The 22,064-nt window shown below is 60.4% G+C and carries 23 protein-coding genes and 1 tRNA gene; 13 read left to right on the forward strand and 11 right to left on the reverse strand.

The window, feature by feature from the left end; all coding sequences use genetic code 11:
- The first annotated feature begins 158 nt into the window (after positions 1-158).
- Both C934_RS0103760 and C934_RS0103765 read left to right on the forward strand, forming a co-directional pair.
- Entirely contained in the window at positions 159-368 is a 210-nt protein-coding gene (locus tag C934_RS0103760) for a SlyX family protein (RefSeq protein WP_018855361.1), read from the forward strand.
- A gap of 118 nt (positions 369-486) precedes the next feature.
- The gene (locus C934_RS0103765) at positions 487-930 is read left to right on the forward strand and encodes a PACE efflux transporter (RefSeq protein ID WP_018855362.1); all 444 of its coding nucleotides are present in this window, start codon (positions 487-489) and stop codon (positions 928-930) included.
- A 72-nt stretch (positions 931-1,002) separates the two neighbouring features.
- Here the strand turns inward: C934_RS0103765 and C934_RS0103770 are convergent, their stop codons facing one another.
- Both C934_RS0103770 and C934_RS0103775 read right to left on the reverse strand, forming a co-directional pair.
- Complete coding sequence (locus tag C934_RS0103770) at positions 1,003-2,484, reverse strand: NAD-dependent succinate-semialdehyde dehydrogenase (RefSeq protein WP_018855363.1); 1,482 nt, start codon at positions 2,482-2,484, stop codon at positions 1,003-1,005.
- 32 nt (positions 2,485-2,516) lie between these two features.
- The gene (locus tag C934_RS0103775) at positions 2,517-3,794 is read right to left on the reverse strand and encodes a 4-aminobutyrate--2-oxoglutarate transaminase (protein WP_018855364.1); all 1,278 of its coding nucleotides are present in this window, start codon (positions 3,792-3,794) and stop codon (positions 2,517-2,519) included.
- 199 nt (positions 3,795-3,993) lie between these two features.
- Between C934_RS0103775 and C934_RS0103780 the strand changes: the two genes are divergently transcribed.
- The 3 genes from C934_RS0103780 (at position 3,994) to C934_RS0103790 (ending at position 7,272) form a co-directional block, all read left to right on the forward strand.
- Positions 3,994-4,800 carry a MerR family transcriptional regulator gene (locus C934_RS0103780; RefSeq protein WP_018855365.1) on the forward strand — a complete coding sequence of 269 codons (807 nt, stop codon included), beginning with the start codon at positions 3,994-3,996 and terminating at the stop codon, positions 4,798-4,800.
- A 73-nt stretch (positions 4,801-4,873) separates the two neighbouring features.
- Positions 4,874-5,497 carry a ribonuclease D gene (locus tag C934_RS0103785; RefSeq protein ID WP_018855366.1) on the forward strand — a complete coding sequence of 208 codons (624 nt, stop codon included), beginning with the start codon at positions 4,874-4,876 and terminating at the stop codon, positions 5,495-5,497.
- Positions 5,498-5,727: 230 nt separating this feature from the next.
- Positions 5,728-7,272 carry a hypothetical protein gene (locus C934_RS0103790; RefSeq protein ID WP_018855367.1) on the forward strand — a complete coding sequence of 515 codons (1,545 nt, stop codon included), beginning with the start codon at positions 5,728-5,730 and terminating at the stop codon, positions 7,270-7,272.
- A gap of 84 nt (positions 7,273-7,356) precedes the next feature.
- Here the strand turns inward: C934_RS0103790 and rpsA are convergent, their stop codons facing one another.
- From rpsA to C934_RS0103805, 3 genes are all read right to left on the reverse strand, one after another.
- A complete protein-coding gene (rpsA, locus tag C934_RS0103795) occupies positions 7,357-9,060 on the reverse strand; it encodes a 30S ribosomal protein S1 (protein WP_018855368.1) in 1,704 nt (567 codons plus the stop codon).
- Positions 9,061-9,226: 166 nt separating this feature from the next.
- The gene (gene cmk / locus C934_RS0103800; protein WP_025659740.1) at positions 9,227-9,874 is read right to left on the reverse strand and encodes a (d)CMP kinase; all 648 of its coding nucleotides are present in this window, start codon (positions 9,872-9,874) and stop codon (positions 9,227-9,229) included.
- A gap of 8 nt (positions 9,875-9,882) precedes the next feature.
- Complete coding sequence (locus tag C934_RS0103805; RefSeq protein WP_018855370.1) at positions 9,883-10,524, reverse strand: FMN-binding negative transcriptional regulator; 642 nt, start codon at positions 10,522-10,524, stop codon at positions 9,883-9,885.
- Between the two features lie 238 nt (positions 10,525-10,762).
- Here C934_RS0103805 and C934_RS0103810 point away from each other — a divergent pair, with 238 nt between their 5' ends.
- From C934_RS0103810 to C934_RS0103825, 4 genes are all read left to right on the forward strand, one after another.
- On the forward strand, positions 10,763-11,149 hold the full coding sequence (locus C934_RS0103810; RefSeq protein WP_018855371.1) for a TIGR02300 family protein: 387 nt from the start codon (positions 10,763-10,765) through the stop codon (positions 11,147-11,149).
- Between the two features lie 150 nt (positions 11,150-11,299).
- A tRNA-Ala gene (locus C934_RS0103815) sits at positions 11,300-11,375 on the forward strand.
- A gap of 188 nt (positions 11,376-11,563) precedes the next feature.
- Positions 11,564-12,274, forward strand: a complete 711-nt coding sequence (locus tag C934_RS0103820) for a YoaK family protein (RefSeq protein ID WP_018855372.1) — start codon at positions 11,564-11,566, stop codon at positions 12,272-12,274.
- A gap of 64 nt (positions 12,275-12,338) precedes the next feature.
- Positions 12,339-13,124 carry a YdcF family protein gene (locus tag C934_RS0103825; RefSeq protein ID WP_018855373.1) on the forward strand — a complete coding sequence of 262 codons (786 nt, stop codon included), beginning with the start codon at positions 12,339-12,341 and terminating at the stop codon, positions 13,122-13,124.
- Between the two features lie 5 nt (positions 13,125-13,129).
- Here C934_RS0103825 and C934_RS0103830 read toward each other — a convergent pair whose 3' ends face one another.
- Positions 13,130-13,612 carry a hypothetical protein gene (locus C934_RS0103830; RefSeq protein WP_018855374.1) on the reverse strand — a complete coding sequence of 161 codons (483 nt, stop codon included), beginning with the start codon at positions 13,610-13,612 and terminating at the stop codon, positions 13,130-13,132.
- A 124-nt stretch (positions 13,613-13,736) separates the two neighbouring features.
- Here C934_RS0103830 and C934_RS0103835 point away from each other — a divergent pair, with 124 nt between their 5' ends.
- A complete protein-coding gene (locus C934_RS0103835; protein ID WP_018855375.1) occupies positions 13,737-14,372 on the forward strand; it encodes a trimeric intracellular cation channel family protein in 636 nt (211 codons plus the stop codon).
- 2 nt (positions 14,373-14,374) lie between these two features.
- On the opposite strand, the gene irrA is transcribed toward C934_RS0103835, so the two are convergent.
- Positions 14,375-14,794, reverse strand: a complete 420-nt coding sequence (gene irrA / locus C934_RS0103840) for an iron response transcriptional regulator IrrA (RefSeq protein WP_018855376.1) — start codon at positions 14,792-14,794, stop codon at positions 14,375-14,377.
- A 305-nt stretch (positions 14,795-15,099) separates the two neighbouring features.
- Here irrA and fabA point away from each other — a divergent pair, with 305 nt between their 5' ends.
- The 3 genes from fabA to fabI are packed head-to-tail and all read left to right on the forward strand — an operon-like array spanning position 15,100 to position 17,708.
- Positions 15,100-15,615: a 3-hydroxyacyl-[acyl-carrier-protein] dehydratase FabA gene (gene fabA, locus C934_RS0103845; protein WP_016552232.1), complete on the forward strand. Its 516-nt coding sequence runs from the start codon at positions 15,100-15,102 to the stop codon at positions 15,613-15,615.
- A 58-nt stretch (positions 15,616-15,673) separates the two neighbouring features.
- Positions 15,674-16,897, forward strand: coding sequence for a beta-ketoacyl-ACP synthase I (gene fabB, locus C934_RS0103850; RefSeq protein ID WP_018855377.1), 1,224 nt, complete (start codon positions 15,674-15,676; stop codon positions 16,895-16,897).
- A gap of 4 nt (positions 16,898-16,901) precedes the next feature.
- Positions 16,902-17,708 carry an enoyl-ACP reductase FabI gene (gene fabI / locus C934_RS0103855; RefSeq protein WP_018855378.1) on the forward strand — a complete coding sequence of 269 codons (807 nt, stop codon included), beginning with the start codon at positions 16,902-16,904 and terminating at the stop codon, positions 17,706-17,708.
- A gap of 50 nt (positions 17,709-17,758) precedes the next feature.
- Here the strand turns inward: fabI and C934_RS0103860 are convergent, their stop codons facing one another.
- The 4 genes from C934_RS0103860 to rpsO form a co-directional block, all read right to left on the reverse strand.
- Positions 17,759-18,166 (reverse strand): ester cyclase, encoded by a 408-nt coding sequence (locus tag C934_RS0103860; RefSeq protein WP_018855379.1) that lies wholly within the window; start codon positions 18,164-18,166, stop codon positions 17,759-17,761.
- Between the two features lie 31 nt (positions 18,167-18,197).
- Positions 18,198-19,214, reverse strand: coding sequence for a class I SAM-dependent methyltransferase (locus C934_RS0103865; RefSeq protein ID WP_018855380.1), 1,017 nt, complete (start codon positions 19,212-19,214; stop codon positions 18,198-18,200).
- A 75-nt stretch (positions 19,215-19,289) separates the two neighbouring features.
- The gene (pnp, locus tag C934_RS0103870) at positions 19,290-21,440 is read right to left on the reverse strand and encodes a polyribonucleotide nucleotidyltransferase (RefSeq protein WP_018855381.1); all 2,151 of its coding nucleotides are present in this window, start codon (positions 21,438-21,440) and stop codon (positions 19,290-19,292) included.
- Between the two features lie 319 nt (positions 21,441-21,759).
- A complete protein-coding gene (rpsO, locus tag C934_RS0103875) occupies positions 21,760-22,029 on the reverse strand; it encodes a 30S ribosomal protein S15 (protein ID WP_025659731.1) in 270 nt (89 codons plus the stop codon).
- Between the last annotated feature and the right edge of the window lie 35 nt (positions 22,030-22,064).

Raw genomic sequence — 22,064 nt, forward strand, 5'->3', positions numbered from 1 at the left:
TGGCCCTACCCCACAACGTGGGGCGCGGCAAGGGCTTTTAGTAACCAAACGGTTCACTTTTGCAAATCGCACGTCACCGCCCTCGAAACGATTGACCGCGCGGACTATTTCCGCTTTTCAGATGGCATGACATTGGCCGGTTGCGGCGAGGAGGTTCCATGTCCGAAGAGACGAACCGCATTACAAAGCTCGAGGAAATCGTTGCCCATCAGGCAAAGACGATCGAGGAACTGTCCGACCAGCTGGCCGAACAATGGAAGGCCGTGGAGCAGACGCGGGCCAAGCTGGACAGGCTGACGGAACGGTTTCTGTCGCTTGAGGAGCAATCGCTGGAAGCGCCGGCGATTACACGGCCGCCGCACTACTGAGCAGGGTCCTGCCCTTGTCTTCGGCTGCCAGAATACCTATTAAAAGGGTGTGAGGACGACCTCCCCCTCTATGGGCATCAACTCGGGACGACCCGAACATTCCCACTGGGGGTAGACCATGCGTAAAACCGCAGACCGTGTCCGTCACGCCATCAGCTTCGAAATTATCGGACTTGCGCTTGTCACGCCGCTCGGCGCGCTGGCCTTCGGCATGCCTATGGCCGATATCGGCGTGATCGGCGCCGCCGGCGCGACGCTCGCGACAGCCTGGAACTATCTCTACAATCTCGGCTTCGACCATCTGATGCAATACCTCACCGGCGGCACGCAAAAGAGTGTTGCGGTCCGCGTTCTGCATGCGGTCATGTTTGAGGTCGGGTTGCTGCTCGCGCTACTGCCGATGATCGCCTGGTACCTCGACATCAGCGTCATCCAGGCGCTGACGATGGATGTGTCCTTCGCGCTTTTCTACGTGGTCTACGCGTTCGTTTTCAACTGGGCCTATGATCGCATCTTCCCGCTGCCGGATTGGCAGCTGGGAGGGCAAGCACAGCAAAGCTAACCGAAAAAGACGGGACCGCCGCGGCCGGCGATCCCGTTTGCAATGCCTCAACTGTCGTGAGTGACGTGTCGCTCAGACATTGCCCATGCAGAGATACTTCATCTCCAGATAGTCATCGGCACCGTGGCGCGAGCCTTCGCGGCCGAGGCCAGACTGCTTGATGCCGCCGAAGGGTGCCGTTTCCGTCGACATCAGGCCGGTATTGATTCCGACCATGCCGTATTCCAGCGCCTCTGCGACACGCCAGACCTTTTTCAGGTCGCCGGCGAAGAAGTAGGCGGCGAGGCCGAACTCGGTGTCGTTGGCCTGGGCGATCACATCCTCGACCGTATCGAAGCGGAAGAGCGGCGCGACGGGACCGAACGTTTCTTCGCGCGCGACCTTCATCTCGCGGGTGACGCCGGTGAGCACGGTCGGTGTGAAGAAGGTGCCGGCACCCTCGACGCGCTTGCCGCCCGTCAGAATCCTCGCTCCCCTCGAAACAGCATCTGCAACGTGGCTCTCCACCTTGGATAGGCCCTGCTCGTCGATCAACGGGCCGATCGTCACGCCAGCCTTGAAACCGTCACCGACGGCCATCGTCTCGACTTTGGCCGCAAGTTTGGCGGCGAAGGCATCATAGACTCCTGACTGGACATAAAGGCGGTTTGCGCAGACGCAGGTCTGGCCGGCATTGCGATACTTGGACGCCAGAGCGCCCTCGACCGCTGCGTCCAGATCCGCATCGTCAAAGACGATGAAGGGCGCGTTGCCGCCAAGCTCGAGGCTGATCTTCTTGATCTGATCGGCGCACTGGCGCATCAGAATGCGGCCGACCTCCGTCGATCCGGTGAAGCTGATCTTGCGCACCTTGTCGTTGCCGCAAAGCTCCTTGCCGATTGCCGGGCCGTCTTCTCCGACGATGACGTTGAAGACGCCGGCCGGAATACCGGCCTGCTCGGCGAGAACGGCAAGTGCCAGCGCCGACAGCGGCGTCTGCTCGGCAGGCTTTGAGACGACCGCGCAGCCGACAGCCAGCGCCGGGGCGATCTTGCGAGTGATCATCGCGGCCGGAAAATTCCAAGGCGTGATCGTGCCGACGACGCCAACCGGCTGCTTGATGACGATCATGCGCTTGTCGCTCGACGGCGCAGGGATTGTCTCGCCATAGATGCGTTTGGCCTCTTCCGCATACCATTCGACATAGGCTGCAGCGTAAAGGATCTCGCCGCGGGCCTCGGGGAAAGGCTTGCCCATTTCAGCGGTCAGGATGGCGGCCAGTTCATCGGCATGAGCGACCATCAGGTCATGCCATTTGCGCAGAATCCCGGCGCGCTCCTTTGCGGGCCGCGCGGCCCAGGCCGGCTGAGCAGCGTAGGCGGCGTCGATTGCTTCCCGCGTCTCGGCAGCCGCCATGTCGGGCAGCGAGGCGAGAACCTCGCCGGTGGCAGGATTGAGGACGTCAAAGGTCTTGGTCGCGCCGCCGGCCGTCCAGCTACCGTTGATATAGCCGGCATCGCGCAGGAACGGCGAGGAAAAGGGAACGTGTTTTGTCAATGCAGTTGTGAATGCCATGTCATGTAACTCCAGGCAAAGAAGGGCTGGCCCTACTTACCGCTTGCTTCGAGGATCGAGGCTTCCAAAATGTCGAGCGCTTCGCCAAAGACACTATCCTGGATCGTGATCGGGGCGAGGAAACGGATGACGTTTCCATGCACGCCGCACGTCAGCAGGATCAGGCCTTTCTCAAGCGCAATCAGGCGAACCTTGTTGGCGAAATCGGCGCTCGGCAGCTTCGTCGTCTTGTCGTTGAACTCGACAGCGTTCATGAAACCCGGACCGCGGATATCGACGATTTCAGGCACCTTTTCGCGCAGTGATTCCAGGCGCTGCTTCAACCGGTTGCCAAGCTGATTGGCGCGATCGCAGAGATCTTCGTCCTTGATGACGTCGAGGACTGCGTGAGCCGCAGCTATGCCAAGCGGATTGCCTCCATAGGTACCGCCGAGACCGCCCGGTCCGGGCGCATCCATGATCTCGGCACGACCCGTGACGGCGGCCAGCGGGAAGCCGCCAGCGAGGCTCTTTGCCATCGTCATCAGGTCGGGTGCGACCTCATGATGATCCATCGCGAACATCTTGCCGGTACGAGCAAAGCCGGTCTGCACCTCATCGGCGATCATGAGGATGCCGTGTTGGTCGCAGAGTTCGCGCAGCGCCTTCATGAAGGCGACCGGCGCCGGGTAGAAACCACCCTCGCCCTGAACTGGCTCGATAATGATGGCGGCAACACGCTGCGGATCGACATCAGCGGCAAACAGCTTCTTCAGCGCGGCCAGCGACTGATCCGGCGTCACGCCATGCAGCTCGACCGGAAACGGGACATGGAAGACATCGCCCGGCATTGCGCCGAAACCGACCTTGTAGGGCACGACCTTGCCGGTCAGCGCCATACCCATGAAGGTGCGGCCATGGAAACCGCCGCCAAAGGCAATCACGGCGGAGCGGCCGGTCGCGGCACGGGCGATCTTCACCGCATTCTCGACGGCTTCGGCACCTGTTGTGACGAAGATCGTCTTCTTCTCGAAGTTGCCGGGCGTCAGCGCATTGAGACGCTCGGCCAAGTGGACGTAGCTCTCGTAAGGCACCACCTGGTGGCAGGTGTGGGTGAAGTGATCGAGCTGATCCTTGACGGCTGCGATCACGCGCGGATGCCGATGGCCGGTGTTGAGGACGGCAATGCCGGCCGCGAAGTCGATATAGCGTCGACCTTCCTTGTCCCAGATCTCGGCATTTTCTGCGCGATCGGCATAGATCTGCGTCGTCATGCCAACGCCACGCGAGATTGCGGCATTCTTTCGGTCTGTGAGGGTGGTCGCGGCCATCGGTGCGTTCCTGCTCTGGAATGGATGAACTATCTTGCATAACTTCGGCAAGACATGTAGAAAATTCCTACATTTTTCCTGCAAGAATGCAAGCTCCATTTGCCGCTTCAAACTGCTGTCGTTTTCAGCGATGGTCGTCGAAGAAAAACTAGGTCGAGCAAGACCTCAAGAAGACAAACGAACCGGGAATATTTGGCTTATGAACAACGGTATGCCCGTGCGCTACAAAGTGGCGGAGGCGGCAAAATCAGCAGGCGTTTCCGCATCGACCTTGCGCCTTTGGGAAAGCCAGGGCCTCGTCGTTCCGGATCGGTCGGAAACCGGGCACCGGCAATACAGCGCCGAGGACGTCGCACGGTTAAAAAAGATAGCCTGGTATCGAACCGAGCGCGGACTCAATCCGGCCGCCATTCGCGAGGCATTGGAAAGCGAGGAACCATCTGAAAATTCGGATGCGTCTGACGCCTCGGATCTAGGTCGGCGGCTGCGCAGTCTGCGCCACGGCGCCGGCAAGACACTGGATCAGGTTGCCGGTGACGTTGGCATTGTTGCCTCGACACTGTCGACGCTCGAACGCACCTCCCAGGGGGTGAGTTTCAAGACGTTGCACGACCTTGCGGCATATTATGGCACCACGGTTTCCAGGCTTTCTGGGGAAGAGCGCGACGACATGCCCGAGGTCGTCCGCGCCGGCGCTTGGCGCACATGGCCGGAAACGACGCCAGGTGTCACGGTGCAGCTTCTGGCCGAGGGCCGCACGATGATGGATTGCCACCGTTTCGTGCTCGCACCCGGTGCGGCGAGCGAAGGCGCCTACCGACACGAAGGGGAGGAGTTCATGCACGTACTCTCCGGGAGGCTGGAGCTGGTCCTCGATTCCGATCAGTTCTTCGATCTCGGACCCGGCGATTCGCTCTATTTCGAAAGCCGTCGCTATCACTCCTGGCGCAACCGTCACGATGGCGAAACCGTCCTCATCTGGATCAATACACCGCCGACATTCTGAGCCTTGGCGGTATCGCCCGCCATGGCTTTGCGCTATAGGCCACAAGTGACAGTTCGAGTGTGAGAAGAAATCGATGGCAGCCATCATACGTTACCATGAAGGTGATATTTCCGCGGCTGATGCCGCCCGCTATACCGGAGCGATTGCCATCGACACCGAAACGCTGGGCCTTGTGCCGCGCCGCGACCGACTGTGCGTGGTGCAACTCTCACCGGGCGACGGCACGGCCGACGTGATCCGCATCGCCGCCGGGCAGAAGGAAGCGCCGAACCTCGTGGCGCTGCTTGCCAATGGGCAACAGAAGATCTTCCACTATGGCCGCTTCGACATTGCCGTCTTGTTCCACACCTTCGGCGTCACCATGCAGCCGGTGTTCTGCACCAAGATCGCCTCACGTCTCTGCCGAACCTATACCGATCGGCATGGACTGAAGGACAATCTCAAGGAAATGCTCGACGTCGATATTTCCAAGACGCAGCAATCCTCCGACTGGGCTGCCGCAACTTTGTCCCCTGCGCAGCTGGAATACGCGGCCTCTGACGTGCTTTACCTGCACGCGCTGCGCGACAAGCTGACCGAGCGGCTGGTGCGAGACGGCCGCATGGATCATGCCAACGCCTGCTTCCAATTCCTTCCGACGCGCGCCAAGCTCGATCTGCTCGGCTGGGAAGAAGCCGACATTTTCGCCCACAGCTAAGACGTTTCTGGATTTTGCACGTATTGAACCGGGCGCGGCGATGCGCGTACCGGCCATTAGTAATTCGTTAACGCCGCTTCGTTAGATTGTTTACCAATTTTTATGCATTCAACGGCGCGATGGAGCGCCGCGTCGGGCAGACCGAACTGCCGGGGAATGCAACGGGCCGGATGAGCGCGGCCTTCTGTGTAGCCTGCCTTCACCGCACTTTACGAAAGAAGGAGCATGACATGTTGTCTCCGGTTCGTGCAGCGTCAAACGGAAGCCTTTCCTCCCAGAGCCAGACCGCGGCCGTCAGTACCGATGGCCTGGTGCGCGCGGCCAGCGCCGTTGCTCCCGTGCATCAGATTCAGGGCGCCGATCTCAATTCTTCTGTTGCCGGCAAGCTCAGCATTCTTCTGCTAGCTGTCCGGGCGCGGATGGTCGACGCCCTTCTCGATGTGCTCAGTGCCACGAGCGAGGCGCTTGCGACCCCGCGCGAGGACGACGAAACCGACCTAGCCTTTGCCTCCCGCATGGCAGCTGCGATCGAGAAGCTGCCGCCGGCGAAGATCGAAAAAGTCGAGCGACAGCTTGCGATGCAAGGCCACGCAGTTCCGCTTCGCCTGCTTGCAGAGGCGCTCCGGAACCCGGCTGGACCGGAGGCTGCCCGCATCGCCACCTATCTTGAAACGATCCGCTACAAGGATCGCGATCTCGCCGCCCGCGCCGTGGTTCGCTCCTACGGCCAGAACGACGCCTCGCCGACGCGCCAGGAACAGCGGACGGAAATTCGCATCCATAGGGACAATCTTGCTGGGACTGCGCAGGTACCTTTGCCGACAAAGCAGGAACCGGAATCTGCACGGCCGCAGACCGCACTGGTTGCCGCGGCCCATATCGATGGCGGCGACGAGCGGACCGAACTCATCAAGAACGATGCAGTCGCTGACGAACCGATCGTCAATCCGACCGCCAAGGCGTCCGCCGAAGAAACACTCGCGGAGCCTAATCAAGATGTGCAGGAGAGCGTGCCGCCCAGGCACGCCGCGGATCCGGCACGGGAAACCGTGCAAGCCGAGACCGCTCGGACAACGTCCAAGGACGACCCGATCATTCCGAAGAGCTGGCCGGCGATATCAGCCTCGCTGTCGAACGATACCACGAAGCTGATCGTTACAATCATTCAGGACCAGGAAACGGAAGTGCTGCTGGAAGCCGTCGATCCCGATCCTGCGGTCGAGATCGATATCATCCTCGACGAAACGGTCCTCGCCGATCTGCCGGAAGAATTGACCACCCTGCCCGATCTGCATCCATTGCCGGAGGGCATTGCGCGCCAATCGCCCCTCATCGCGGAACAACCGGCAACCGAAGCGGCCGCAGCGGCGGCAAAACGACACCCTGCCCCGGAACCGCCAGCACCCTTGACGGTGCAGCAAGCGATCGACGAGACCTATGCGCCGGTGCTCATGAAAATCGTCGAGGGCGTGCCGTACGCGACGCAGCCTTACGAGTTCTCGAAGGACGAGACCGACGATAGTGGCGCCCACGCGATGTACCGCGAGGACCACAACGGCGGCGAGCCGTCGGAAGAGGAAGAGCGGCAGGGCGAGCCGTCGGACGACGACGAAACGGACATCCTGATGGACAGTGAGGCGGCTGCAGCGATTGCCGCCCGAGAAAGTCTGATCAAGGCTGGCACGCCGCCTCACCGCCCGGCGCCGGCCCTGCCAATCGCCGTGAGTGGCGACGAAGCCTATTCGCTCTACCGACGCAAGGTCGACTGGGAATAGCTCGCCATTGCAACGACAGTACAGAAACGAAGAACCCGCCGGATCGCTCCGGCGGGTTCTTTTGTTCTTCAAGCCTGCTGGCGATTATTCGCCGCCGCGGTTCTTCAGAGCCGCGCCGAGAATGTCTCCGAGCGAAGCGCCGCTGTCGGACGAACCGAACTGAGCAACAGCTTCCTTCTCTTCCGCGATTTCCAGAGCCTTGATGGACAGCATGATCTTGCGGTCCTTCTTGGAGAAGTTGGTGACGCGGGCGTCAACAACCTGGCCAACCGAGAAGCGTTCCGGACGCTGCTCGTCGCGGTCGCGCGACAGGTCTGCGCGGCGGATGAACGACGTGATGTCTTCGTGGTCGACGAGCTTCACTTCGATGCCGCCGTCGTTGACTGCGATGACTTCGCAGGAAACGACTGCATTCTTGCGCAGGTCGCCCGAAGCTGCGGCTTCGCCGACAGCGTCCTTGCCGAGCTGCTTGATGCCGAGCGAGATGCGCTCCTTTTCGACGTCAACATCGAGAACGACCGCCTTAACGACGTCGCCCTTGTTGAACTCTTCGATGACCTGTTCGCCCGGACGGTTCCAGTCGAGGTCGGAGAGGTGCACCATGCCGTCAACATCGCCGTCGAGGCCGATGAACAGGCCGAATTCGGTCTTGTTCTTGACTTCGCCTTCGACTTCAGTGCCAGCCGGATGGTTGCGAGCGAATGCCGCCCACGGATTTTCCAGCGTCTGCTTGAGGCCGAGCGAAATACGGCGCTTGGACGGATCGACTTCGAGAACGACGACTTCGACTTCCTGGCTCGTGGACAGGATCTTGCCGGGGTGTACGTTCTTCTTGGTCCAGGACATTTCCGAAATGTGGATCAGGCCTTCGATGCCCGGCTCCAGCTCGACGAACGCACCGTAGTCGGTGATGTTCGTGACGGTACCGGAAATCTTCTTGCCTTCCGGATACTTGGCTTGGATGCCATCCCACGGATCCGACTCGAGCTGCTTCATGCCGAGCGAGATGCGGTGGGTTTCCTGGTTGATGCGGATGATCTGAACCTTGACCTGCTGGCCAATGGACAGGATTTCCGACGGATGGTTCACACGGCGCCATGCCATGTCGGTGACGTGCAGCAGGCCGTCAATGCCGCCGAGGTCAACGAACGCACCGTAATCGGTGATGTTCTTGACGACGCCGTCAACAACCTGGCCTTCTTCGAGGTTCTGAACGATTTCAGAACGCTGCTCGGCACGGGATTCTTCCAGAACCGTACGACGCGAAACGACGATGTTGCCGCGGCGCTTGTCCATCTTGAGGATTTCGAAGGGCTGCGGGTTGTGCATCAGCGGGGTAACGTCGCGGATCGGACGGATGTCGACCTGCGAACGCGGCAGGAAGGCAATCGCGCCGTCGAGGTCAACCGTGAAGCCGCCCTTGACCTGGTTGAAGATAACGCCTTCAACGCGCTCACCAGCTTCAAACTTGGCTTCGAGCTTGACCCAGCTTTCTTCGCGGCGAGCCTTCTCGCGCGACAGAACTGCTTCGCCAAGAGCGTTTTCGATGCGCTCGACGTAAACTTCGACTTCGTCGCCGACCTTGAGCGAGCCGTCCTTGGCCTTGGCGCCGAATTCCTTGAGTAGGATGCGACCTTCGACCTTGAGGCCGACGTCGACAACGGCAGAGTCCTTCTCGATTGCCGTTACGATGCCCTTGGTGACATAGCCTTCAGCCAGGTCGTGCTTGGCAAAGGATTCTTCGAGAAGGGCCGCGAAATCTTCGCGAGAGGGAGTAGCTACTGACATGTAATCTCCTGCATATCCGAATCCGGATACGTATGCGCCGGTTGGTTCGTGTTGAACGGGCCTGAACCCAGTCCGCTTCCTGTCGGGAAGCAATCCGGCGCTTGGACGGAATTTCAGGCTTAGTCTTCGGAAGCGGCCCAGGCAAAGCTTGGGCAAATCGCTCGAATTAGGTATTTCGGCTCAAAGCTGCATCGATGATCGATTTCGCAGCTTGAAACGCGGCCTCTATACTCATTTCCGACGTATCAAGCAAGTGCGCGTCTTCGGCTGGTTTCAAAGGGCTGTCGGCCCGTCCCATGTCGCGTTCGTCGCGGCGCTTGACGTCGTCGAAAATGGCATCGAAATCGGCAATTCCTCCCTTGCCTGTTATTTCGTCGTAGCGGCGTTTCGCCCGAACCTCGGGACTTGCCGTTACATAGAGCTTTACCGGCGCCGCCGGGCAGACGACGGTTCCGATATCACGGCCGTCGAGCACCGTTCCGGGCGCCTTTTCAGAAAACCGCCGCTGCGCCTCCACCAGTGCACGCCGCACCGAAGGCATGACCGCGATCTTCGAGGCCGCCTCGCCAATCTCATGCTTCGAAAGTATATCGCGATCGAGACCGGCCAGTTCAACCTCGCGCGCCATCTTTTCTGCCACCGCCTCGTCGTCGAGCGTCAGGCCGGCGTCAAGCAAAGCCTTTGCCGTCGCGCGGTAAGTCAGCCCCGTGTCGAGATGATGAAAGCCGTAGGTCTCCGCGATGCGGCGCGAGAGCGTTCCCTTGCCTGCGGCTGCGGGTCCATCGATGGCGATCGTAAACTGTTTGGAGCTCATCTGTCCGTTCATTTCTCCGCCAATCCGCCGTAGCGGCGGACGAGATCGACCATGTCTTCCCGACCGGACTCTTCACCGAGACCGGCAACAACACCTTCGCGATCAGCAACCGGTCGGTTCTGGCTGACCTTCCACTTGCCTTCAATCGCTGCAATCTCGATTTCGACGCCGATGATGCCTTTCATCTGCGCGCGGATGAAATCATCAGGCGCATCACCCACTGCCCAAGGCCTGTCGCGTGGGCCTTCCTGTTGCGTGGTGATCGCGTTGATCTGCTGAAGCAGCCAGTCCGCGTCGTCGATGACACGGGCCCTGCCCCTGACCTGTACGATCGCGTAGTTCCAGGTCGGCACGACTTTACCGGTCTCCTGCTTCGTCTGGTACCAGGATGGCGTGATGTAGGCATCGGCGCCCTGGAAGACGGCGAGCACATCCGCGCCGGCGTCGATATCGCGCCACTGCGGATTGGCCTTGGCGAGGTGAAGGCGCAAGATCCCCTTTTCGGAGGCTGCGGCATCCAGATGGAAAGGGACCGAATTCGCCATCAAGCCCGAAGCACCCGCAGTGATCAGCATGCCGAGCGGATGTGCCCGGATCAAGGCGTGCTGGACACTCAAATCTTCCTCACGAAAATGCGGCGGCTGGTACATTTCTCGCACCTATCCCGGCAGCCGGCCACGCGCCGATCTACCCTGCAAATGAACAATCGCCGGCTCACTATCACAAATGGCGGCGCCGGTCATCTGGCGCGCATGAGCGATGCATGAAGTTTGGCTTTGACATGCCGTGCTGCAACGATTATGGGGACCGGCTTATAAATTCCGAATAGAACGCCGGGTTTCACGGCATTTGCCGAATCTTGATTCGGCCATTCTCACGAGGCTAACAGTGGCGAAAGCTGAACTTGGAACGAAGCGTACCGATCCGGAAACCGGCAAGAAGTTCTACGACCTGAACCGGGATCCGATCGTTTCTCCCTATACGGGCAAGTCCTATCCGCTCTCCTTCTTCGAGGAAACCTCTGCTGCCGCAGCAGCTGAAGCCCAGGATGAAGAGGAAGTGGCAGAAGTCGATACCGAAAGCACGGAAGTCGAACTGGTGTCGCTCGAGGACGCTGATGAAGGCGCATCCGGCGACGAGATTCCAGATATGGGTGATGACGACGTCGAAATCGAAGGCGACGACGACGACACCTTCCTCGAAGCCGACGAAGACGACGATGACGACGACATGAGCGACATCATCGGCGTCACCGGCGACGAAGACGAAGTCTGATCGGATTAAGTCTCGGCCCGGACGAGAAAATTTCGCCGGGCCGATTTTTTTGGCTTGCTATCTCCAAAAACCGGAAGTAAGAAGCCGCCACTCCGCGAGGCAAGCGCTTCGCGAAGCATCCCAGGACCGGCCTAGCCGGACCGCCTTGATGGGGCTATAGCTCAGCTGGGAGAGCGCTTGCATGGCATGCAAGAGGTCAGCGGTTCGATCCCGCTTAGCTCCACCAAATTTCTCCCGACACGAATAACACTGGCTGTTCGACGCGTTTGGAACCACTTTCGTCTTAACGGCTGTCGCGCCCGAGGACTGTTCGCTCGCGGTCATTTCCTCATACACTGCGTTGCCAAATTTTTAGCAACTGCGGGTATGTATGGTTCCGATGCCGACTGATCGGCAGCCTGGAGCCTTGGTTCAATGACACGAGAAAGACGGCGGCGCATCATACACACGCGCAGAACGACGACCGGCCTGGTGCTTGCCGGCGCGATTTCCTTTCTGGCGGGTATGACCGATGCGACAGGACTGGCGCTGACCGGTGATTTCGTGTCGTTCATGACGGGCAACACAACGCGCGCCGCCCTGTCGCTCGGCGGCGGCGATCTACGGCATGCGGCCATTCTACTCTCGGCGATCATGGTCTTCGTGCTTGGCAATGCGGCCGGGATCGTGATCGCGCATTTCGCGGACCGGCGCACGTTCGCCGTGCTTTCCTGCGTCAGCATCGCGCTGGCTACCGCCTCTCTCATGATGGGCGAGAGCGTGGCGATGCCGCGCTTCTATCTCATCGTCGCTTCGATGGGGATGGTGAACGCGGCCGTGGAGCAGATCGAGGGGCTGCCGATCGGGCTGACCTATGTGACCGGAGCGCTCTCGCGTTTTGGGCGTGGCCTTGGGCGCTGGATTATCGGCGACAAGCGATTAGAGTGGACGATCCAGATCGTACCGTGGGCCGGCATGTTTGCGGGCGCGGTGATGGGCGCGCTGCTCACACAGATCGCGGGTGCAGCGGCCCTGTGGGTGATTGCCGTCTTTGCGATGCTGGTTGCGCTCGCCTCTCTGCTCATCCCCAAACGCCTGCAACGTCGGTTTAACGCCACGCCACGTTCGGCGGTGCGCACGAAATGAAGTCGCAATAGAAGCCTATCGAATCAGATAGATGGCGGGCGGAAACCGCTGAAGGAAGACATCCTTGTTTCTCTTTTCAAAGCTCATCTGGATTTTCGGGCAGCCATTGTCGCTCGCTTTCCTTTTCGTCCTGTTTGCCCTGGTGACGGGCCTTGTCCGCTGGCGTGCGACAAGTCTCGTTTCGTCGGCGATTGCGGGCCTGATTTTGTTCGTCACGCTCTACACCACCGTCGGCAACTACCTTCTGCAGGGTCTCGAGGATCGGTTTGTCAAACCGCAGGATCCGCCAAGCCTGCAGTGCATGATCGTCTTGGGCGGTGCATTCGAGAACGAGGTGAATACCGCCCGCCACGGAATAGAGCTCAATGCCGGGGCCGATCGCTTCGTCGAAGCGCTGCGCCTGGCGCAGAAATTTCCGCAGACGCGAATCCTGATTTCCGGCGGCGATGGGTCGATCTCCGGCATCTACGAAGGTGACGCGGCGATATCGGCGCGCTTCTTCCCGATGTTCGGCATTGGCCGAGATCGCCTGGTCGAAGAAACGACATCGCGCACGACCTTCGAAAACGCGATGAACACCAAGGAGCTTCTGGCAAGCCAAGGTCTTTCGAACTGCCTGCTGATCACCTCCGGCTACCATATGCCGCGATCGGTCGGCATCTTCCGTAAACTTGCAATCGACGTCGTGCCGTGGCCGACGGACTACCGCACTGACGGGCGAGAAAACCTTGGCTTCGATTTCACGCAGCCGAGCCGGAATTCCCAGAACCTGGCAACGGCAATCCGCGAATGGTTCGGGCTCGTCGGCTACTACCTCGCCGGCCGCACTTCAGAGCTCTATCCGGGCTGAACTAGCTATTTCTTGGAGATCGTCACGAACTTGGTGCCGCGCACACGGGCTGTGACGACACAAGGCTCCTTCGCCTTGTCAGCATCCGGACGATCGCAGAAACGCGGGTGCATCTTCATTGCCAGCACCATGTTGCCGAAGCGCTTCACGAAGTCATAACCGTAGACCTGGGCGGTCGCGATCATGAAATAGCCGCCCTCGGCGACCTGCAGATAGAAATTATAAGTGCAGCCGTCATCATTGCACTGCGGACCCTTCTCGCCGTCGCAGGTGAGCTCACCCTCGTTGACGACGGCGTCGATCAGACCGTCATTGTTGATATCCTGGCGGAGGACGAAGCCGTCCGAAAATTCCGCCTTGGTGCACTGCTCCTGAAAGTGCTTCTTCTCATAGACCTCCGGATCCGAGATAAGCGATTGCTGTGCGAAGGCCGCAACTGGGGCGACGAGTAGCGCGGCAAGATTCAGAGCGATCAGGAGCGTTTTCACGAAGGGTTTCTCTTTTGGTCGAATAAGGACGCTGTTGGCCGGACAGTTTGCTTGATCCGGCTTGCGCCGCCCTTGCCGCCGTGATTCATATTCGAAAGATTACGCGCCGGTTCTGGAGGACTGCATGCCGCTGTTCGTCTATGTGGATTATGTCGGCGTTGCGCTTTTTGCGGCAACAGGCGCGCTCGCGGCGTCGCGGAAACAGCTTGACCTGATCGGCTTCCTGTTCTTCTCCATCGTCACGGGGACGGGTGGCGGTACGGTGCGCGACATTGTCCTTGGCCGTGTGCCGGTGTTCTGGGTTCTGAACCCGACTTACGTCATCGTCTGCTGCGCTATCGGCGTCCTGGTGTTCTTTACTGCCCACCTCGTTGAATCGCGCTATCGCTTGCTGATCTGGCTCGATGCCGTAGGGCTGTCGGCTTACTGCGTGATGGGTGCCGCGAAGGGCCTCGCCGCCACGGGCTCGCCAACGATCGGCATCGTGACCGGGACGTTGACGGCGACCTTCGGTGGCATCCTGCGCGATCTACTGGCCAACGAGCCGTCCGTGCTGTTGCGGCCCGAAATCTACATCACGGCAGCACTGGTCGGCGGCGGCATATTTACGGCTGCGAACGCGCTCGACCTGCCGCTCTATGCGGCCTCTGCCGTCGGTGTCGTCGCGGCATTCTCAGTGCGCGGCGGCGCGCTCTATTTCGGTTGGACCTTTCCGACCTACAAGGCAAAGCCCGGCCGGCATCCTGACGATGTGATGTGAAATCAGCGCCGCTTCGCGCGCAGGCGGATCACGACGTCGACGTGGGCGATTTCCAGCCCTTCCGGCGGCTCCGGCAGATTGCCGATCGTCAGATTACTAACCGGGATATCCAGCACGTCGTTTTCGCCTTCGACGAAGAAGTGATGGTGGTCGGAGACGTTGGTGTCGAAATAGGTCTTGGCGCTTTCGACTGCGAGAACGCGGATCATCCCTGCTTCGGTAAACTGGTGCAGCGTGTTGTAGACGGTCGCCAGCGACACCGGCACTCCCGCCTGCACGGCCTCCTCGTGGAGTTCCTCGACCGTCAGGTGCCGATCGCCTTTGGCGAAAAGCAGGTCACCGAGCGCGACGCGCTGGCGCGTCGGACGAAGGCCGGCGTGTCTCAGCCGTGCCTCAATGGTAAGCGGGGCCTCTGCCACCATCCGACGAACTCCGGTTTAATCTAGCGTCAAGCAATCAGGTTTCATTAGCCATATAACTTTTGCGCAAAAGCGTTTCAATAGTTTCAATGGGGACAAAGAGTGCGAAAACGCCGCAAAATCGGGCTTTTGGCGCAATTAGTGCTGGCCGGGGGCTTGGCCTTCCTGTATGCGACCACCAAATAAGGCGCGCAGCCGGTCCTCCGGAGGTTGGATGAAGCTCAGTCATGCTTATGCTTCATTTTCCGCTGAACTTGGACTAAACGTTCACATCCATCGGCATAGTTGCGGGGGGAATTAGAGTTTTCATGGCGACGAAACAATCCAGCTTCAACTACGAGGAAATTCTGGCCTGCGGCCGCGGCGAACTGTTCGGTCCGGGCAACGCACAGCTTCCTCTCCCGCCGATGTTGATGGTTCATCGCATTACCGACATTTCCGAAACCGGTGGCGCCTTCGACAAGGGCTACATTCGCGCTGAATACGACGTGAAACCCGACGACTGGTATTTTCCCTGCCACTTCCAGGGTAACCCGATCATGCCCGGCTGCCTCGGCCTTGACGGCATGTGGCAGTTGACCGGCTTCTTCCTCGGCTGGCTGGGCGAGCCCGGTCGCGGCATGGCGCTTTCAACCGGCGAAGTGAAGTTCAAGGGCATGATCCGCCCGACCACGAAGCTGCTTGAGTACGGCATCGATTTCAAGCGCGTCATGCGCGGCCGCCTGGTTCTCGGCACCGCCGATGGCTGGCTGAAGGCCGACGGCGAAACCATCTACCAGGCAACCGACCTGCGCGTCGGCCTGTCCAAGGACAAAGAAGCCTGATTGCACCGGGCGTAGTTGCCCGGTTTCCAAGTTAGAAAAAACGAAAAGGTCGAAACACATGAGACGGGTAGTTGTTACGGGTCTGGGTGTTGTCTCCTCGATCGGCAATGATGCCGCCGAGGTCACTGCGTCGCTGCGCGACGCCAAGTCCGGCATTTCCTTCTCCAACGATTTTGCTGAGCACGGCTTCAAGTGCCAGGTCTGGGGTCGCCCCTCGCTTGATCCGACGGATCTGGTCGACCGCCGCGCCATGCGCTTCCTGAGTCAGGGCGGCGCCTGGAACCATGTGGCAATGAAGCAGGCGATTGCCGATTCCGGTCTGGAAGAGAGCGACATCAGCAACAACGAGCGCACCGGCATCATCATGGGCTCCGGTGGACCTTCGACGCGCACGCTGATCGAAGCTGCCGAGATCACCATCAAGAACAACAGCCCGAAGCGCATCGGCCCGTTTGCCGTGCCGAAGGCGATGTCCTCGACGGCATCGGCAACGCTCGCCACCTGGTTCAAGATCCACGGCGTCAACTACTCGATCTCGTCGGCCTGCTCGACCTCGGCACACTGCATCGGCAATGCCGCAGAGATGATCCAGTGGGGCAAGCAGGACGTGATGTTCGCTGGCGGCCACGAAGACCTTGACTGGACGATGTCGAACCTCTTCGATGCCATGGGCGCCATGTCCTCCAAGTACAACGAGACGCCGGCAACGGCGTCGCGTGCCTATGATGTCAGCCGCGACGGCTTTGTCATCGCCGGCGGCGCGGGCGTTCTCGTCCTGGAAGAGCTGGAGCGTGCCAAGGCGCGCGGTGCAAAGATCTACGCTGAAATCGTCGGCTACGGCGCGACTTCGGATGGTTACGACATGGTCGCTCCGTCGGGCGAAGGCGCGATCCGCTGCATGCGCCAGGCGCTCGCGACGGTGAAGGGCGATGTCGACTACATCAACACGCACGGCACCTCGACCCCTGTTGGCGACAGCAAGGAAATCGGTGCAATCCGCGAAGTCTTCGGCGACAAGATCCCGCACATCCAGTCGACCAAGTCGCTGACGGGCCATTCGCTGGGCGCAGCCGGCGTGCAGGAATCGATCTACTCGCTGCTGATGATGCAGGCTGGGTTCATCGGCGAAAGCGCGCATATCACTGAGCTCGACCCTGAATTCGACGGCGTTCCGATCGTTCGCAAGCGCATCGACGATGCCAAGATCGACATTGCCCTTTCCAACTCCTTCGGCTTCGGCGGCACCAACGCCACGCTCGTCTTCCAGCGCTACAACGGATAATAATATGACGGGAATCATGCAGGGTAAGCGCGGCCTCATCATGGGTGTCGCGAACAACCATTCCATCGCCTGGGGAATTTCGAAGGCGCTGGCAGCACAGGGCGCGGAACTTGCCTTCACCTATCAGGGCGATGCTCTCGGCAAGCGTGTCAAGCCGCTGGCCGCCGAAGTCGGTTCAGAATTCGTTCTGCCGTGCGACGTCGAGGACATCGCCTCGGTCGAAGCCACCGTCGATGCCATCAAGGAGCGCTGGGGCAAACTGGACTTCGTCGTTCACGCCATCGGCTTTTCCGACAAGAACGAGCTGAAGGGCCTTTACGCCGACACCACGCGCGACAATTTCAGCCGCACGATGGTGATCTCCTGTTTCTCCTTCACCGAGATCGCCAAGCGCTGCGCGCCGCTCATGAATGCCGGCGGTTCGATGCTGACGCTGACCTACAATGGCTCGACGCGCGTCATCCCGAACTACAACGTCATGGGTGTTGCAAAGGCTGCTCTCGAGGCGTCGGTGCGTTATCTGGCTGCGGATTACGGGCCGAGCGGGATCCGCGTCAATGCGATCTCTGCTGGCCCGATCCGGACGCTCGCGGGCGCTGGCATTTCCGATGCACGCGCAATCCTCTCCTGGAACCAGCGGAACTCGCCGCTGCGCAAGACGGTGACGATCGATCAGGTCGGCAATTCCGCCCTTTATCTGCTGTCGGACCTGTCGGCAGGCGTTACCGGCGAAATCCATTTCGTAGATGCAGGCTTCAACATCACCTCGATGCCGACACTGGACGCACTGCGCACGGCAGACGTGGAATAAGGACCGAAGCCGGGCTTGGAAACGAGCCCGGCTTTTCCGAAAGGCATCCCCTAGGGATGCGTGACCTGCCGCAGAATAGCAGCCGAATCTCTGGCGCCCCAGCGGGTCGCAATCTTTCCGTTTTCGACGACAAACCACTCCATCGCGGTGAGCTCGTAGCTCTTGTCAGTCGGGTCGTGACCCACGAGACCGCGGAAGAAGCCGGAATAACGCCCGCTTTCCCGGTAGCGGACGACGACGTTCTTCCCCTCGGCGGCGATATCGAGGATCTCGAGGTTGATGTTCATCCCCTCGTGGAGCTCACGCCAGATAGGCTCGATTTCATCGAGACCGCCATATCCCAGAACACCGTAAATCCGCGCATCGGAGGTAAAGAGCTCGCGCAACGCCGCCATGTCGAAGCGGTTGAACGCCTCGACATAGGCCGTCACGAGTTGCTTGTTTGCTTCCGTATCCATAGCTCCCCCTCCCCTTTGGGCTGTTCCGTGGCTACTTCTTCGCCCACAGCACCTTGAAGCGCGCATTGCGGCAAGTTTCGCCGCTCTCCTTGAAGTTTGCTGCAAGCACCGGCTCGTAAGGCAATCCGCGATTGGCAACCAGCAAGAGACGCCCGCCTCCGCGCAGCGCTGAGGCAGCGGTCTTGATCATCGCCTGACCGAGTGACGGCTCCGCCGCATGTCCTTCATGGAAGGGCGGGTTCATGATGATGAGGTCGTACCTGTCCTTGACCGGTTCGCTCGCCAGGTCATGCCAGAAGAAGCGCGCCGGCACGTCGGGGCAGTTCTCCGCCATGTTGCCCTTGGCGGCTTCAAGAGTCGCGTGGTTGGCCTCGTAGAGGTCGAGGCGACTGACACCCGGCGAGCGCTCCGCCAGTTCGACGGACAGATAACCCCAGCCGGCGCCAAAGTCGGCGACATCACCGGTGAAATCGGCAGGCAGACGCGAGGCGAGCAACTCCGAGCCATCATCGACGCGGTCGTGCGAGAACATGCCGGCCGCGGTCAGGAAACGGCCATCCACGCGCACGGACGGCTTGGAAAACTTGCTGACGACCTCACTAACGTCGGCCGGCCGTCCGAACCAGAGCGCCACGCCGTGATATTTCGGCATGTGTTCGATCTCGAGGCCGAAGCCCTCCATACGCTTACGGAGCGACTGGACGCCATCCTCCTTGCCGCCGGCGATGACGATCAGGCCGCCCACCTTCACGTGCTGAAGCGCGGCAGCGATGTTCGCCTCGTTCTCGCCCTTGTGCTTGTTGCAGAGAACCAGCGCGGCATCGTAGTCCTCGCCTTCGATCTCAGGCGTGGTTTCGATCCGCTGCGAGAGGAGTTGCCTAAACAGCGGCCGGAAGCCCTGTACGGCGCTCAGCGAGGCGGCAAAGCCCTCCGGCAGGGCAAAGCCTGCCTCGGCGCCGAGGAAGAGCACACGCTCGCCCTCGCCGGGCGCTTCAACGGTACCGCTGGCAAAGGGATGGAACAGGGTCTTCAGGGTTTCGCGGCTCATGATCTCTTCTCGCCTTCGGATACAAAAAGGGCGCGGGAAAACTCCCACGCCCTCGAACGGTTTGAAAGGCGCGGCTTATTCAGCCGCTTCCTCCTTCTTCTTGTCGGACTTTTCGGCAGCCGGGAGTTCCTGGCCAGTTGCCTGGTCGACAACCTTCATCGACAGGCGGACCTTGCCACGCTCGTCAAAGCCGAGGAGCTTGACCCAGACCTTCTGGCCCTCCTTGACGACGTCCTGCGTCTTGGCAACGCGCTCGGAAGCAAGCTGCGAGATGTGGACGAGGCCATCGCGGGCGCCGAAGAAGTTGACGAAGGCGCCGAAGTCGGCGGTCTTGACGACCGTGCCTTCGTAGATCTGGCCAACTTCCGGTTCAGCAACGATCGAGTGGATCCACTTGCGGGCCGCTTCGATTTCCTTGCCGGACGAGGACGCGATCTTGACCGTGCCGTCGTCTTCGATGTTGATCTTCGCGCCGGTCTTTTCGACGATTTCGCGGATGACCTTGCCGCCGGAGCCGATGACTTCGCGGATCTTGTCGACTGGAATGTTCATGACTTCGATGCGCGGTGCAAACTCGCCGAGCTGGCCACGGCTCTCGGTGATGGCCTTGGCCATTTCGCCGAGGATGTGGGCGCGGCCACCCTGAGCCTGGCCGAGAGCGACCTTCATGATCTCTTCTGTGATACCAGCGATCTTGATGTCCATCTGCAGCGAGGTGATGCCGTCTGCGGTACCCGCAACCTTGAAGTCCATGTCGCCGAGGTGGTCTTCGTCACCGAGGATGTCGGAGAGAACCGCGAAGCGGTCGCCTTCGAGGATCAGGCCCATGGCGATACCGGCAACCGGCTTGGCGAGCGGAACACCAGCGTCCATGAGTGCAAGCGATGTGCCGCAAACGGTCGCCATCGAGGACGAGCCATTCGATTCGGTGATCTCGGAGACGACGCGCAGGGTGTAAGGGAACTGCTCAGCAGACGGCAGCATCGGACGGATGGCGCGCCACGCGAGCTTGCCGTGACCGATTTCGCGGCGACCTGGGGAACCCATGCGGCCGGTTTCGCCAACCGAGTAGGGCGGGAAGTTGTAATGGAGCAGGAACCGCTCCTTGTACATGCCCGTCAGGCTGTCGACGTACTGCTCGTCTTCGCCGGTGCCGAGCGTGGCAACGACGATCGCCTGCGTTTCACCGCGGGTGAAGAGCGCCGAACCGTGAGTGCGCGGCAGGAGGCCGACTTCCGAGACGATCGGACGAACGGTTTCGAGGTCGCGGCCGTCGATACGGCTCTTGGTGTCGAGGATGTTCCAACGAACGATCTTCGCCTGCAGGTGCTTGAAGATCGCGCCGACTTCTTCGGCCGTGTACTTCGCTTCGCCTTCCTCCGGCAGGAAGTGTGCCTTGACCTTCGCCTTGACGGCGTCGACGGCAGCGTAGCGTTCAGCCTTCTGCGTGTTCTTGTAGGCGGTGCGAAGCTCGGCTTCGAAATGCTTCAGCATCTCGCCTTCGAGTTCGGAGTAGTCTTCCGGCTGGAAGTCACGCGGTTCCTTGGCAGCCACTTCAGCGAGCTTGATGATCGCATCGAGGACCGGCTGGAAGCCCCGGTGGCCGAACATGACGGCGCCGAGCATGACTTCTTCATTAAGTTCCTTGGCTTCGGATTCAACCATCAGAACGGCGTCGTGCGTACCTGCTACAACGAGGTCGAGGATCGACTCTTCCATCTCGTCGAGATGCGGGTTCAGAACGTATTCGCCGTTGATGTAGCCGACGCGGGCGCCACCGACCGGGCCCATGAAGGGAACGCCCGACAGCGTCAGAGCTGCCGACGCAGCAACCATCGACAGGACGTCGGGGTTGTTTTCAAGGTCATGCTGGATGACGGTGACGACGACCTGCGTGTCGTTCTTGTAGCCTTCCGGGAAGAGCGGACGGATCGGGCGGTCGATCAGGCGGGAAACGAGGGTTTCGTTTTCCGACGGACGGCCTTCGCGCTTGAAGTAGCCGCCGGGGATCTTGCCGGCTGCGTAGGTCTTTTCCTGGTAGTTGACGGTCAGCGGGAAGAAGTCCTGGCCCGGCTTCGGCGCCTTGGCGGAAACGACGGTGGCGAGAACCACGGTTTCGCCGTAGGTCGCGAGAACGGCACCGTCAGCCTGACGGGCGATCTTGCCGGTCTCGAGCTTCAGCGGGCGGCCTGCCCACTCGATTTCCACACTATGAGTATCGAACATATGTCTTGTCCTTCAATGCGGGAACATGCGCCTCGCCTTCCAAGGCACGGTGCACGGTCAACCGCAATCGGTGTGACGCATCATGGGCAAGACAACGGGAGGCTTTACATTCATCGGTCCATAAGAGACCGGGCCAAAGCTTGCGAGGCTCTGGCCAAAAGCATCCGGCAATCCTGCCCCATGACAGGTCAACGGTTGGTTTAGCAGAACCGGCCCATCCGGGTCTGCCGGGCAATCCGCCACGCGTGGCGGGATGGGGAAGTCTCTCCCCGAAAAAATCCGGCGGGCGTCCCAAGGGGAACGCCCGCCGAAAAAAGCCTTAGCGGCGGATACCCAGGCTGGTGATCAGCTTGGTGTAACGGCCTTCGTTCTTCTTCTTGAGGTAGTCAAGAAGCGAGCGGCGGCTGGAAACCATCGTCAGCAGACCACGTCGGGAATGGTTATCCTTCTTGTGGTCCTTGAAGTGGCCGGTCAGGTTGTTGATACGCTCGGTCAGGATGGCAACTTGAACTTCCGGAGAACCGGTGTCGCCTTCGAACGTTGCGTATTCCTTGATCAGAGCCGTCTTGCGCTCAGCAGTAATCGACATCGGATGTTCCTTTCTATGAGAGGAGATTAGGTCGC

This window comes from Rhizobium sp. 42MFCr.1 (assembly GCF_000377185.1).
In the GTDB taxonomy this organism is placed as follows: Bacteria; Pseudomonadota; Alphaproteobacteria; order Rhizobiales; family Rhizobiaceae; genus Rhizobium; species Rhizobium altiplani.